The organism is Microbacterium sp. LMI13-1-1.1 (assembly GCF_040815625.1).
GTDB lineage: Bacteria > Actinomycetota > Actinomycetes > Actinomycetales > Microbacteriaceae > Microbacterium > Microbacterium forte.
Window position 1 is genome coordinate 59,209 of the sequence record NZ_JBFPNL010000008.1, and the last position, 12,682, is coordinate 71,890.

General features: G+C 67.9%; 10 protein-coding genes. 5 read left to right on the forward strand and 5 right to left on the reverse strand.

Annotated features, from left to right (window positions below; translation table 11 throughout):
• Positions 1-66 precede the first annotated feature (66 nt).
• The 4 genes from MRBLMI13_RS17640 to MRBLMI13_RS17655 all read left to right on the forward strand — a co-directional run bounded on the left by MRBLMI13_RS17640 (position 67) and on the right by MRBLMI13_RS17655 (position 4,871).
• A complete protein-coding gene (locus MRBLMI13_RS17640) occupies positions 67-1,404 on the forward strand; it encodes an extracellular solute-binding protein (RefSeq protein WP_079113632.1) in 1,338 nt (445 codons plus the stop codon).
• Complete coding sequence (locus tag MRBLMI13_RS17645) at positions 1,401-2,354, forward strand: carbohydrate ABC transporter permease (protein ID WP_042541399.1); 954 nt, start codon at positions 1,401-1,403, stop codon at positions 2,352-2,354. The genes MRBLMI13_RS17640 and MRBLMI13_RS17645 overlap by 4 nt, the downstream gene beginning before the upstream one ends.
• Entirely contained in the window at positions 2,354-3,259 is a 906-nt protein-coding gene (locus MRBLMI13_RS17650; RefSeq protein WP_042541398.1) for a carbohydrate ABC transporter permease, read from the forward strand. The genes MRBLMI13_RS17645 and MRBLMI13_RS17650 overlap by 1 nt, the downstream gene beginning before the upstream one ends.
• Positions 3,260-3,347: 88 nt before the next feature.
• A complete protein-coding gene (locus MRBLMI13_RS17655) occupies positions 3,348-4,871 on the forward strand; it encodes an alpha-N-arabinofuranosidase (RefSeq protein WP_367824286.1) in 1,524 nt (507 codons plus the stop codon).
• Positions 4,872-5,096: 225 nt separating this feature from the next.
• Here the strand turns inward: MRBLMI13_RS17655 and MRBLMI13_RS17660 are convergent, their stop codons facing one another.
• Positions 5,097-7,271: a hypothetical protein gene (locus MRBLMI13_RS17660; RefSeq protein WP_367824288.1), complete on the reverse strand. Its 2,175-nt coding sequence runs from the start codon at positions 7,269-7,271 to the stop codon at positions 5,097-5,099.
• A 341-nt stretch (positions 7,272-7,612) separates the two neighbouring features.
• On the opposite strand from MRBLMI13_RS17660, the gene MRBLMI13_RS17665 reads away from it, so the two are divergent.
• Positions 7,613-8,032 (forward strand): META domain-containing protein, encoded by a 420-nt coding sequence (locus MRBLMI13_RS17665; protein ID WP_367824290.1) that lies wholly within the window; start codon positions 7,613-7,615, stop codon positions 8,030-8,032.
• A gap of 74 nt (positions 8,033-8,106) precedes the next feature.
• Here MRBLMI13_RS17665 and MRBLMI13_RS17670 read toward each other — a convergent pair whose 3' ends face one another.
• From MRBLMI13_RS17670 to MRBLMI13_RS17685, 4 genes are all read right to left on the reverse strand, one after another.
• On the reverse strand, positions 8,107-9,240 hold the full coding sequence (locus MRBLMI13_RS17670; protein WP_367824292.1) for a bifunctional 2-methylcitrate synthase/citrate synthase: 1,134 nt from the start codon (positions 9,238-9,240) through the stop codon (positions 8,107-8,109).
• A 2-nt stretch (positions 9,241-9,242) separates the two neighbouring features.
• A complete protein-coding gene (prpB, locus tag MRBLMI13_RS17675; protein WP_367824294.1) occupies positions 9,243-10,145 on the reverse strand; it encodes a methylisocitrate lyase in 903 nt (300 codons plus the stop codon).
• Between the two features lie 145 nt (positions 10,146-10,290).
• The gene (locus tag MRBLMI13_RS17680; RefSeq protein ID WP_367824296.1) at positions 10,291-11,817 is read right to left on the reverse strand and encodes an MmgE/PrpD family protein; all 1,527 of its coding nucleotides are present in this window, start codon (positions 11,815-11,817) and stop codon (positions 10,291-10,293) included.
• A complete protein-coding gene (locus tag MRBLMI13_RS17685) occupies positions 11,814-12,482 on the reverse strand; it encodes a GntR family transcriptional regulator (RefSeq protein WP_079113639.1) in 669 nt (222 codons plus the stop codon). The genes MRBLMI13_RS17680 and MRBLMI13_RS17685 overlap by 4 nt, the downstream gene beginning before the upstream one ends.
• Positions 12,483-12,682: the final 200 nt, after the last annotated feature.

Consider the following 12,682-nt stretch of genomic DNA (forward strand, 5'->3'; position numbering starts at 1 on the left):
TGCGCGGCCGATTACATCGATGTAATGATGAGACCCGACCCCGCCCGCTGTCACGAAGGAGTGACGATGACGCCCCCGCTCGATCTGTCTCGGCGGCAGTTCCTGACTGCCGCCTCCGTCACGGCCGCCGCGGCGCTGCTCGCCGGCTGCGCCCCTGGCACCGTCCCCGGTTCGAACACCACGACCCTGCAGTTCTGGCATCTGCTCTCCGGAGGCGACGGCGTGACCATGTCGCAGCTGCTCGACGCCGCCAACGCGGCGCAGAGCGACTACCGCATCCGCCCCACCGTGCTCGCGTGGGGCACCCCGTACTACACGAAGCTCGCCATGGCGGGTGCCGGCGGCCGGGCCCCCGACGTCGCGATCATGCACGCGACGCGCACGGTCGGCTGGGCACCGGGTGGCCTGCTCGACACCTGGGACCTCGACCGGCTCGCAGACCTCGGAGTCGACGCCTCGACGTTCCCGAAGCCGATCTGGGAGAAAGGCTTCGTCGGCGAGAACATGTACAGCGTCGCGCTCGACGCGCATCCGTTCGTCGCGATGTTCAACACCGACATCTGCGACGCGGCCGGCGTGCTCGACAGCGACGGCCGACTGCAGGAGACCTCCTCTCCTGAGGAGTTCCTCGATCAGCTGCGCGCCATCGGGGGCCAGGCCGAGGGTCACGCGCTCTCGTACGGCTACCTCGGCGACGGCGCCCAGATGTGGCGTCTCTTCTACACGTTCTATTCGCAGCACGGCAGTGCGATGGAACTGCCGGCCGGCGGCAAGGCCGTGATCGACAAGGACGCCGCTGTCGCGTCTCTGACCCTCATGCGCACCCTGCTCGACGGCGAGATCGCCCTCGCGCAGGCCGACTACGGCAGCGCGGTGGCCGAGTTCGCCACCGGCAAGAGCGGGATGCTGTTCACCGGCGTGTGGGAGCTGCGCACGATGCAGGCGGCCGAACTGCCCCTGGATGCCACCATGATCCCCACGCTGTTCGGCACGCCGGCGGTCTACGCCGACTCGCACTCGTTCGTGCTGCCGCATCAGACCAACGCCGATCCCGCGAAGCGCGACCTGACCTACCGGTTCGTCGCCGACATGCTGAAGGGGTCGTTCGGGTGGGCCGAGGCAGGGCACATCCCTGCTTTCCTCCCGGTCACCGAATCGCCCGAGTACGCCGACCTCATTCCCCAGGCCAACTACGCCGAGGCCGCGCAGCACGTCGTCTACGACCCCACCGCGTGGTTCACCGGCTCGGGGTCGAGCTTCCAGGGCGAGTTCGGCGCCGCCGTGCAGGGGGTGCTGCTCTCGGGCGACGACCCCGCGGCGGCCATCGACCGGTTCGAGGCCCGGGTGAACACACTCCTCCGACAGCCCAACCCGGCCGACCCCGAGGGGACGTTCGCATCATGACCACCGCGACGGACTCCACGCGCACGATCGTCACCGGCTCGAAGTCGGCCCTGCCCGCTCGACGCGCCGGCTCCTCCCGCAACCGCGAGCAGCTCATCAGCTGGGCGTTCCTCGCTCCCTTCCTCCTCGCGTTCGTGCTGTTCCTCGCGTGGCCGATCGTGCACGGCATCATCCTCAGCTTCACCGACCAGTCGCTCACCGGGGCAGGCGGATCCTTCATCGGCTTCGCGAACTATGCCGAGGCGCTCGCCGACCCCAAGATGTGGCAGTCGATGGGCAACACGGTGTGGTTCACGCTGCTGTCGACCGTGCCGCTCGTCGTGATCGCGCTGCTCATGGCCGCTCTCGTCGACCGCGGCCTTCCCGGTCAGTGGCTGTGGCGGCTGTCGTTCTTCATGCCGTATCTGCTCGCCTCGACCGTGATCTCGCAGATCTGGGTCTGGATCTTCAACCCGCAGATCGGCGCGGCGAACAACATCCTCGAGTTCTTCGGCCTCGAGCCGCTCGCCTGGCTGCAGAACCCCGACACCAACATGCTGTCGATCGTCATCGCCACCATCTGGTGGACGGTCGGATTCAACTTCCTTCTCTATCTCGCCGCGATGCAGAACATCCCGCCACAGCAGTACGAGGCCGCATCGCTCGACGGCGCGGGCCCGTGGCGGCAGTTCTGGTCGATCACGCTCCCCCAGCTGGGACCGGCGACCGTGCTGATCCTTATCCTGCAGATCCTGGCATCGCTGAAGCTGTTCGATCAGGCGTACCAGATGCTCGGCGGCGTCGCGAGCGACACCACCCGCTCGATCGTGCAGTACATCTACGAAGCCGGCTTCGTCAGCTACCGATTCGGCTACTCGGCCGCGATCTCCTACGTGTTCTTCGCTCTCATCGTCATCATCGGCGTCGCGCAGGCTCTGATCATGCGCCGCCGGAAGGAGTCGCAGCTGTGATGTCCACCGCCACACTCACCGAGACCATCACCACCGCCAAGCCGGCGCGAGCCCGCCGCTCGCACCTGCCAGGTCAGAAGCCGTTCGGTGCGCTGCGCATCAGCGCCCTCGTCGTCCTGATCATCCTCGCGATCGGCTGGCTGCTGCCGTTCCTCTGGGCGGTCGCGACCGCCTTCAAGACCGAGACGGATGCCGCCAGCGGCGACCCGTCGTGGATCGGCGCCTCGGGCCCGACCGTCGAGGCCTTCGCGGCGATCCTGTCGCAGGGCAACGTCTACACCTGGGCGTTCAACAGCCTGTGGACGTCGGTCGCAGTGACCCTGATCACCCTGACGATCTCGGCACTCGCCGCCTACGCGTTCTCCCGGCTCGACTTCACGGGCCGCAAGTGGCTGTTCGTGGTCATCATCGCCTCCATCGTCGTGCCGCCGCAGGTGCTGATCATCCCGCTGTTCTACGAGATGCTCGCGTTCAACATGATCGACACCTACTGGGGTCTGATCCTGCCGCAGGTCGTCGCCCCGGCGATGGTGTTCATCCTCAAGCGCTTCTTCGACGCGATCCCGATCGAGCTCGAAGACGCGGCCCGCGTCGACGGCGCCAGCCGTCTGCGCATCTTCTGGTCGATCGTGCTGCCGCTCTCGCGGCCGATCCTGGCCTCCGTCGCGATCTTCGTCTTCATCGGCGCGTGGAACAACTTCCTCTGGCCGTTCCTCGTCATCAACGACACCACTTTGATGACGCTGCCGGTCGGCCTGCAGACGGTCATCAGCGCCTACGGCGTGCAGTACGCGCAGGTCATGGCGCAGGCCGTGCTCGCCGCACTGCCGCTGATCATCGTGTTCATCATCTTCCAGAAGCAGATCGTCAAGGGAGTCGCGACCAGCGGCTTCGGCGGTCAGTAGTCCCCACCGATCCTCATCGTCGGTCGTTCAGCGAGGAGCTCAGCGACCAGACGAAACGCCCCACCCCGGCCCACTCACAAGGAGAGCAATGTCTCAAGCCCGCATCACCATCGATCGCGACTTCACCATCGCCGACGTCCCCCGAAGGCTCTTCGGGTCGTTCGTCGAGCACATGGGGCGCTGCGTGTACACCGGCATCTACGAGCCGGGGCACCCGCAGGCAGACGAGCGCGGCTTCCGTCAGGACGTGCTCGCCCTGGTGAAGGAGATGGGTCCGACCGTCGTCCGCTACCCCGGGGGCAACTTCGTCTCCGGCTACCGCTGGGAAGACGGAGTGGGCCCGGTCGAAGACCGCCCCGTGCGCATCGACGGCGCATGGCACACCATCGAGACCAATGCGTTCGGGCTGCACGAGTTCATGGACTGGGCGAAGGAGGCCGACGTCGAGGTCATGGAGGCCATCAACCTCGGCACCCGCGGCGTCGAAGAGGCACGGTCGCTCGTCGAGTACGCGAACCACCCGAGCGGCACCTACTGGTCGGACCTGCGTCGCAAGAACGGCGCTGAGAAGCCGTTCGACATCAAGCTGTGGTGCCTGGGCAACGAGCTCGACGGACCGTGGCAGATCGGCGGCAAGACCGCGACCGAGTACGGCCGCCTCGCGCAGGAGTCGGCCAAGGCCATGAAGCTGGTCGACCCGACGATCGAGCTCGTCGCGGTCGGCTCGTCTGCGCGGTCGATGCCGACGTTCGGCACGTGGGAGCACACGGTGCTCACGCACGCCTACGACGAGGTCGACTTCGTCTCGATGCATGCCTATTACCAGGAGCACGACGGCGACGCCGAGTCGTTCCTCGCCGAGTCGGTCGACATGGATGCGTTCATCGACGGCGTCATCGCGACGATCGACGCCGTGAAGGCCGCGGGCAAGCACACCAAGCAGGTCGACATCTCGTTCGACGAGTGGAACGTGTGGGACCAGGTGAAGTACAACGACGTCGAGGCCGGCGAGGTCGCGAAGTCGGGCTGGCGGGAGCACCCGCGTCTGATCGAGGACACGTACAACGTGACGGATGCCGTCGTCGTGGGCACGCTGCTCAACAGCCTGCTGCGCCACGGCGACCGCGTGAAGATCGCCAACCAGGCGCAGCTCGTCAACGTGATCGCGCCGATCCGCTCGGAGGAGAACGGTCCGGCCTGGCGTCAGACGAGCTTCTGGCCGTTCGAGCGCATGGCTCGCCTCGCGAAGGGTCGCATCCTGCGCCTCGCGGTGTCGGCACCGCAGATCGAGACGAAGCGCTACGGCGGCGTCGACGCGGTCGATGCCGCGGCGACGTGGGATGAGGAGACCGGACGCGTCGTCGTCTTCGTCGCGAACCGCTCGCTCGACGAGGAGAGCGACCTGACGGTCGAGCTGCGCGGTCTCACGGGGCTCCGCGTCGTGAACGCCGAGACGCTGACGATCCCCGAGGGCGGCGACCGCCGCACCGCGAACCTCGAGACCACGCAGGATGCCGTGCACATGGTGCCGCTCGCAGCCGCAGAGGTCGTCGACGGCGCGGTGCGCGCGACGCTCCCGCCGCTGTCGTGGTCGGTGATCGAACTCGCCTGAGGCTCGCCTCGACAGCAGAAGGCCCGGCATCGCATTCCGATGCCGGGCCTTCCGCTGTGCTCACGGCATCCGCTCGTCGGCGCACGCGGCACCCCGCGGACTGCGGCGCTGTGGAGACGGCGGCGTCCCGGAGATGCGAAGAAGCCCGGCATCTTTCGATACCGGGCTTCTCAGCGAGGGGTTCACGGCCGAAGCCGGTCACACCCTCAGGAGGTGATCAGCGTGTCAGCTCTCGATGAGCTGGCGACGACGGAAGACCAGCAGCAGTCCACCCGACAGCAGCGCGAGCGCGATGGCTGCGGCGGAGAGCGGGACGAGCAGGTCGGCACCGGTCACGGCGAGTCCGCCGTCACCGGGTGCCGCAGCGCCACCACCACCGGCGACCGGGGCGGCGAGAACAGCGAACGACAGGTCGGTCGGATCCGACGAGACGCCGTCGATGGCCTGCGTGGCCGAGACCGTGTACGACCCCGACTCGAGAGCCGCGCCGAAGTCGACGCTCCATGCGCCGTCCTCGACCGTGGCCGTGAACGTGCCGCTCGCGGCGGCGAAGGCGCCCGCGAGGGCCGCCGTGTTCGCCGACGCCGGCTCAGCGCCGTTGAGCTTCACCGTGACGGTCGCGCCGTCGATGCCCGTGCCGGCGAGCCCGGAAGGACCGTCGTTGTGGGCGAACTCCGCGCCGTTCGTGACCGAGGTCACGGCCGGCGAGACGGGGACGACCGAGAACGTCGAGGTGGCTTCAGGCGAGACCTCTTCGTCGCGGGTCTGCGTCACGACGATGCTGTAGTCAAGGCCGTACTCGAAGGAGAGCCCGTCGACGGTCCAGGAACCGTCTCCGGCGACCTCGGTCGTGCCGAGCACGTCATCGGTCTTCGCGTCGGTCACCGTGATGGTGGTCGTCGGCAGGCCGGTGCCGCTGACCTCGGTGACGGTCTCGTTGACCCTCGAGTCGTTAGCCGGCGAGGTGATGACCGGTGCGACGAGCGGAGCCGGCACGACGGTCACGTCGATCGTCGTGCTCTCCGAGGTGCTGAGGCCGTTGCGCGCGGTGACCGTGATGGTCTGTGCACCGAGTTCGACGGGTCCGACGAACGAGAAGGCGCCGTCCGTGACGGCGACCGTCTGGTCTGCACCGAAGCCGGTGACCGTGACCTCGGTCGCTCCGGGAGCGGTTCCGGTGACGGTCGTTCCGGGCTGCACATCTGCGCCATCGGTCGGGCTGGTGATGACCGGCGCGTCGATGTCGAGTGCGACCTCGTAGCCGCCGGTCTTGGGAAGTGCCGCGGTGAGCGATGCCGCCCAGGTCCACTGCTCGACGCCAGGCTCAGCCTCGATACCACCGGAGATCAGTCCGACCGCGGTGTTGCCCTGGATGACGGCGCCACCGGAGTCGCCGGGGCCGGCGATGGTGTTGCTCGAGAAGCCCTGCACCCAGCGGTCCTCGATCTGCAACCAACCGTCCACGATGTCGTTGCCGTCGATCGCGCCGGTCGTGAAACCGGTCGTGCGGCCGCTCTTCGAGACGGCGCCAGGAACTACGGCACCGACTGCCTTGATGGAGACTCCGCTGTCTGCGAGCGAGTCGTAGGCTGTGGTGGCCGTGGTCCAATCCGTGACGAACGGGAGCGGGTTCGTGCCGGCCACGACGTCGATCACCGAGATGTCGGTCGCGTTCGTGTCGCCGTCGGATCCCGGAGTGTTGTCCGTGCCGCCGAACTGAGCGAACGCGAAGACACCGAGGGGCTCGAGGGGCGTAGGCAGTTCGTCGTCTCCGCCGGCCGCGGGCTGCTCGCTCGGAACGCTCCAGAAGGTTCCGACCATCGGGTTGTTGTCGCCGTCGAGCGCGCAGTGCCCTGCACTCAGCAGCGCCGGGTCACCCTGCGGGCTCCAGGCGGCGAAGCCGACGGAGCAGTTGTAGAGGAAGTCGTCCTGATCCAGGCTCAGGTAGCCCTGTCCACCGACGATGTCGCCGTCGGCGAATGCCTTCGGGGTTCCAGCGACCGTCACGACAGTCTCTGTCGGAATGTCGGCCTCAGCCGCGAACGCCTTGACAGCTGCGTCATCGGTCGCGCCATCCTCAGAGATGACGGTGATCTCGTCACCGTCCGCGCCTGTACCGCGGGCCACGAACTCGACACCATGGTCGGCTGCGGCCTCTGCGGTCTTCACGACGTCTGCCGGAGGAGCATCCGGAGTCTCGACGGCGGGTGCCTCGGTCTCGACTGTCTCCTCGGCCTCGACCGGCGCATTCGTCTCCGACGTCGCGGTCGAAGAGGGAGTCGGGGTCGGCTCTGCGCCATCCTCGGCGTAAGCCGGTCCCGCAACGAGCAGGCCCGAGAGGGCGATCGTCGTCGCGGCGGTCAACGCGAGTGCGCGCCGCCCTGTCACTCTGTGCTTCATGTGATGTATGTCCTTGCTGGTCACGGATCGTCAGTCAGTTTCATATCCGGCAGTGTGCGATGCACACAGAACCGTTCGCCTCCCGGTGGAGGCGTGAACTGCGACGCTGGCCCCCCGACAAGCAGGATCCTGTCCGTCGGAACGAACAGGGATCTCTAGAACAGTACCCAGTAAATCCACAGAATGGGGAAATTGTTTACCGGAATTTCACCCCTTGACCTGGACGTCCTTTGTGCGATATGCGCGCACGCGCTCCGTCCTCCGACCCGGCGAACCCCTCCGCCCCCGGCCGGATCGAGAATGCGATCGCATTCGCAGGCGGCACCGTTAGCATGGCCAGCATGAGCACCCACCGCAGAGCACGAAACCTCGTCGGCCTCGCGATTCTGGGAGCCTTCGCGCTGATGGGCGCGGCCTGCGCGACGGGGGCACCGGGTGGCGCACCCACCTCGAACAGCGACGACGACGCCGTCATCGAGAAGCTCGTCGGGCTCTGGGGCGAGGATGCGAAGGGCCAGCCGCACCTCGAGTTCGCCGCCGACGGCACGGTGCACGGCAGCGATGGATGCAACGGCATCACGACGACCTACTCGGTGAACGGCGACCGCGTCGATCTCGCCCGGTTCGCATCGACTCTCAAGGCCTGCCCCGGGGTGGACGACTGGATGCGCGGAATCCGCGCGGTCGAGATCGACGGAGACGTCCTGGTGATCAAGGATGCGTCCGGCACCGAGCTCGGAAACCTCGCCCGCGCGAGCTGATCACCACCGCCGCGGCGAGCACGGCATCCGACGAGCACCCGACCCGGGTGTGCTGACCCGGGCCGGTGCCCTGCTCAGTCCTCGATGTGACGCTCGTCGACGCCGTCATAGAGCGACAGCGGGCGGATCAGCGCGTTCGCTCCGGCCTGCTCGATCACGTGCGCCGTCCACCCGGTCACGCGCGCCGCGACGAACAGCGGCGTGAACGTGAGGGTGTCGAAGCCGATGAGGTTGTAGGCAGGGCCGGACGGATAGTCGAGGTTCGGGTAGATGCCCTTGCGCGCGACGAACTCCGACTCGAGCGCGTCGTACAGCTCGGCCACCTCGGGGCGGTCGTAGTGCTCGACGAGAGTGTCGAGAGCGGCCTTCATGGTGGGCACACGCGAGTCGCCGCTCTTGTAGACGCGATGACCGAAGCCCATGATCTTGCGCTTCTCGGCCAGGGCGTCGTCGAGCCAGGGCACGACGTTCGATGCCTCGCCGATCTCGTCGAAGATGTGCAGCACGGCTTCGTTGGCACCGCCGTGCAGCGGGCCCTTGAGCGCGCCGATCGCTCCGACCACGGCTGAGTAGAGGTCACTGAGGGTCGAGGTGATCACGCGGGCTGTGAACGTCGAGGCGTTGAACGAGTGCTCGGCATACAGGATCATCGAGCGGTTGAACGCATCGACGACCACCGGATCGGGCTCCTCACCGAACGTCATCCAGAGGAAGTTCGCCGAATAGTCGAGGTCGTCGCGGGGCTCGATGAGCTGCTCCCCTCGGCGGCGACGCTGACCGTAGGCGACGATCGCCGGCAGCGCCGCGAACAGACGGATGCTGCGCTCGAGGTTCTGCTCGGGGCTGCCGCCGGCATCCAGCACCGATCCGCCCGCGTTCGGGTCAGAGGCGCCGATCAGGCTGACCGCCGTGCGCACCTCGTCCATCGGGTGGGCCTCGACGGGCACCAGGTCGATCGCCGTCTTCACGTTGTCTGCCAGCGCGCGGTGCTCACGCTCCGTCGCGCGGAAAGCCGCCAGCTGTGCGGCATCCGGCAGCTCTCCGTGCCAGAGCAGGTACGCGACCGCCTCGAAGGGCTTTGTCGCCGCCAGTTCCTGCACGGGGTAGCCGCGGTAGAGCAGACTGTTGGTCTCGGGGTTGACCTTCGAGATCGCGGTCGTGTCGACGACGACCCCGGCGAGGCCCTTCTTGATGTCCGGCTCGGTCATGCTCACTCCTTCGTGACGGTGAAACCTGCGACGCCCGAGTCGAACTGCTTGTAGGACTCGTAGTCGATCAGGTCGTAGAGATCGGCACGGTGCTGCATCTCACCGAGCTTCGAGGTGAGGTGCCCCTCCTCGTTCAGCGTATCGAGCGCACGGCCCGCCGCGCCCATCGCGATGCGCAGCAGCGACACGGGCCAGATGACCATGTTGACGCCGACGTCGCGCAGCTGGTCGACCGAGAACAGGTCGCTCTTGCCGAACTCGGTCATGTTGGCCAGGATCGGCACGTCCAGTGCGTTCGCCATCGCCTCGAACTCGGCGAGCGTGCGCATCGCCTCGGGGAACACGGCATCGGCCCCCGCGTCGACCAGCGCCTTGGCGCGATCGATCGCGGATTCGAGCCCCTCGACCGCGCGGATGTCGGTCCGCGCCATGATCAGGAAGTTCGGGTCGCGACGGGCGTCGGCCGCCGCTCGGATGCGACGGATCGCCGTGCTCTCGTCGACCACGCTCTTGCCGTCGAGATGTCCGCAGCGCTTCGGGTTGATCTGGTCTTCGATGTGGGTGCCGGCAAGGCCCGCATCCTCGAGCTCCTGGATCGTGCGGGCGACGTTCATCGGCTCGCCGAAACCGGTGTCGGCGTCGACGATCGCCGGGATGTCGGTCATGCGCGCGATCTGCTTCGCCCGGCCGGCGACCTCGGTCAGCGTGGTGAGGCCGATGTCGGGAACCCCGAGGTCGGCCGAGAGCACCGCGCCCGAGATGTAGACCCCGTCGAATCCCTTCTGCTCGATCAGGCGGGCGCTCAGCGGGTTGAAGGCACCGGGGAACCGCAGCAGCTCACCGCTCGCGAGACGTTCGCGGAACAGGCGGCGCTTCTCGGCCGGGGTCACGTGCGAGTACAGCATCAGTTCTCCTCAAGCGTGTCGCGCATCGATACCGCGTTTCGTCTCGCTCGGCTTCGCCGTGCTCGCTCAACGACCGGGGGTCCCGCTCCCTCGGTCGTTGAGCGAGGCCCGCGAAGCGGACCGAGACGAAACGCGGTGAGATTCATCAGAACAGGCCCTTCGGAGCATCCGCCGCGTCGAGCAGGCCGGGCTTGGCGATGATCGACAGTTCGCCGACCTCGGCGGCCGTGAGTTCGGGCAGGCGCTGCACGAGCTCGAGGAACCGCTCGATCTCGGCCGGCTCGAGCACGGGCTCGGCCAGCAGTCGGAACTTCGCGATGTAGTTGGCGCGGGCGAACGGACGGGCGCCGAGCGGATGCGCGTCGGCGACGGCGATCTCGTCGACCACGGTCGTGCCGTCGGTCAGGCGGAACTCCACGCGACCGCCGAACGCCTTCACGTCGGGGTCCTCAGAGTGGTAGCGGCGCGTCCACTCGGCATCCTCCGCCGTGGTGATCTTGTGCCACAGAGCGACGGTGTCTTCGCGACCGGCCCGCTCGGGCGTGTACGAGTCGACGTGGTGCCAACCGCCGTCCTGCAGGGCGACAGCGAAGATGTACGGGATCGAGTGGTCGAGGGTCTCGCGCGATGCCGTCGGGTCGTACTTCTGCGGGTCGTTCGCGCCAGAGCCGATCACGTAGTGCGTGTGGTGGCTGGTGTGCAGCACGATCGCCTCGATGTTCGCGGGGTCGCGCAGGGCCGGGTTCTCGGTGCCGAGCTTGCGGGCGAGGTCGATCCACGCCTGCGCCTGGTACTCGGCCGAGTGCTCCTTCGTGTACGAGTCGAGGATCGCGCGCTTCGCCTCGCCCGCGGCGGGCAGCGGCACCTCGTAGGCGGCATCCTTGCCGTCGAGCATCCAGGCGATCACGCCGTCTTCGCCCTCATAGATCGGGGCGGGGCTGGTCTGCCCCCGCATCGCCCGGTCGACCGCCTCGACGGCGAGCTTGCCTGCGAAGGCCGGGGCGTGCGCCTTCCACGTCGAGATCTCGCCCTTGCGGCTCTGTCGCGTGGCGGTCGTGGTGTGCAGGCCCTGGCCGACGGCCTGATAGATCGTCTCGACGTCGAGCCCGAGCAGAGTGCCGATGCCGGCCGCGGCCGACGGGCCGAGGTGGGCGACGTGGTCGATCTTGTGCTTGTGCAGGCAGATCGCGCGCACGAGGTCCATCTGGATCTCGTAGCCGGTCGCGATGCCGCGCAGCAGCGCGCGGCCGTCAGCCTGCACGTGCTGGGCGACGGCGAGGATCGGCGGGATGTTGTCGCCCGGGTGCGAGTACTCGGCCGCGAGGAACGTGTCGTGGTAGTCGAGCTCGCGCACGGCGACGCCGTTGGCCCAGGCCGCCCACTCGGGGCTGGTGCGGTGGTCGAGAGCGGCGCCGAAGACCGTGGCGCCGATGCCACCGGTCGAGACGGGGTGGCTGAACGCCTGGGCGCGGGCCGCGTTGATGGGGCCGCGGGTGAGCGACGCCGCGGCGACCGACGCGTTGTCGATGATGCGGTTGATGATCATGTCGGCGACGTCCTGCTCGACCTCGACCGGGTCGGCGGCGACCTCGGCGATCTTCCAGGCGAGCTGGTCTTCTCGAGCGAGGTTCTCGTCGCTGCGGTGCACACGGACGTGGTGGGTGACGGTCATTTCACACCTTCTGGGTTGGCTGTCAGGGAGTCGAGGATGCCGGTGAGCGCGTTGTGGAGATGCACGTGAGTGGCGTGCGCGGCGAGGTCGCCGTCTCGCGCACCGAGCGCTGCGGCGATCGTGCGATGCTCGGCCGCGGAGGCCGCGAGGCGGTCGGGCTTGTCGCGGGCCATGCGCCGCACCCGCACGAGGTGGGTGCGCACGGTGCGCAGCGCCGAGGCGATGTAGTCGTTGTCGACGGCCTGGTCGAGAGCGGCATCGAAGCGAGCGATGAGGGCGTAGTACGCGTCGCGGCCTTCGACGGCGGCGAGATCGACGTGCGCGAATTCGTCGGCGAGCGCGGCGAACAGCGAAGCGTCCCCTCGCTGGGCGGCGAGTCTGGCGGAGGTCTCCTCGAGCGCGCGGCGGATCTCGAAGAGGGCGCGGATGTCGTCGGCATCCAGGTCTGCGACCACGGTGACACGCGGCGACTGCTGCACGACCAGGCCGTCGGCCGCGAGGCGGCGCAGGGCCTCGCGCATCGGCGTGCGGCTGATGCCGAGGCGAGCGGCCTGCTCGACCTCGCCCAGCACGAACCCGGCGGGGAGGGCGCCCGACTGGATCTCCTCCAGCAGTGCCGCGTGGGCTCGGTCGCTCGCGGTAGTGCGATCGGCGACAGAGCTCATGCCCTCAGTGTATACATAGATGCGGTATCTGCGAACCGAGTTACCGAATCAGGGGTTAGACGTATACATTGAGTGTCGCGGTGGCCGGAGCCGCGCGGCCCCGCCGTGCGCGCAGCCCGATCGGCGGATGGTCGAAAGAGCATCCCACGCCCGGTGGGTGGTCAAAGAAGCATCCGAAGAGCCGCCCAGAGGTGCGAATT

Coding starts and splice junctions, on each gene's coding strand:
- MRBLMI13_RS17640 (WP_079113632.1), top strand. CDS start 67: ATGACGCCCCCGCTCGATCTGTCTCGGCGGCAGTTCCTGACTGCCGCC.
- MRBLMI13_RS17645 (WP_042541399.1), top strand. CDS start 1,401: ATGACCACCGCGACGGACTCCACGCGCACGATCGTCACCGGCTCGAAG.
- MRBLMI13_RS17650 (WP_042541398.1), top strand. CDS start 2,354: ATGTCCACCGCCACACTCACCGAGACCATCACCACCGCCAAGCCGGCG.
- MRBLMI13_RS17655 (WP_367824286.1), top strand. CDS start 3,348: ATGTCTCAAGCCCGCATCACCATCGATCGCGACTTCACCATCGCCGAC.
- MRBLMI13_RS17660 (WP_367824288.1), bottom strand. CDS start 7,271: ATGAAGCACAGAGTGACAGGGCGGCGCGCACTCGCGTTGACCGCCGCG.
- MRBLMI13_RS17665 (WP_367824290.1), top strand. CDS start 7,613: ATGAGCACCCACCGCAGAGCACGAAACCTCGTCGGCCTCGCGATTCTG.
- MRBLMI13_RS17670 (WP_367824292.1), bottom strand. CDS start 9,240: ATGACCGAGCCGGACATCAAGAAGGGCCTCGCCGGGGTCGTCGTCGAC.
- prpB (WP_367824294.1), bottom strand. CDS start 10,145: ATGCTGTACTCGCACGTGACCCCGGCCGAGAAGCGCCGCCTGTTCCGC.
- MRBLMI13_RS17680 (WP_367824296.1), bottom strand. CDS start 11,817: ATGACCGTCACCCACCACGTCCGTGTGCACCGCAGCGACGAGAACCTC.
- MRBLMI13_RS17685 (WP_079113639.1), bottom strand. CDS start 12,482: ATGAGCTCTGTCGCCGATCGCACTACCGCGAGCGACCGAGCCCACGCG.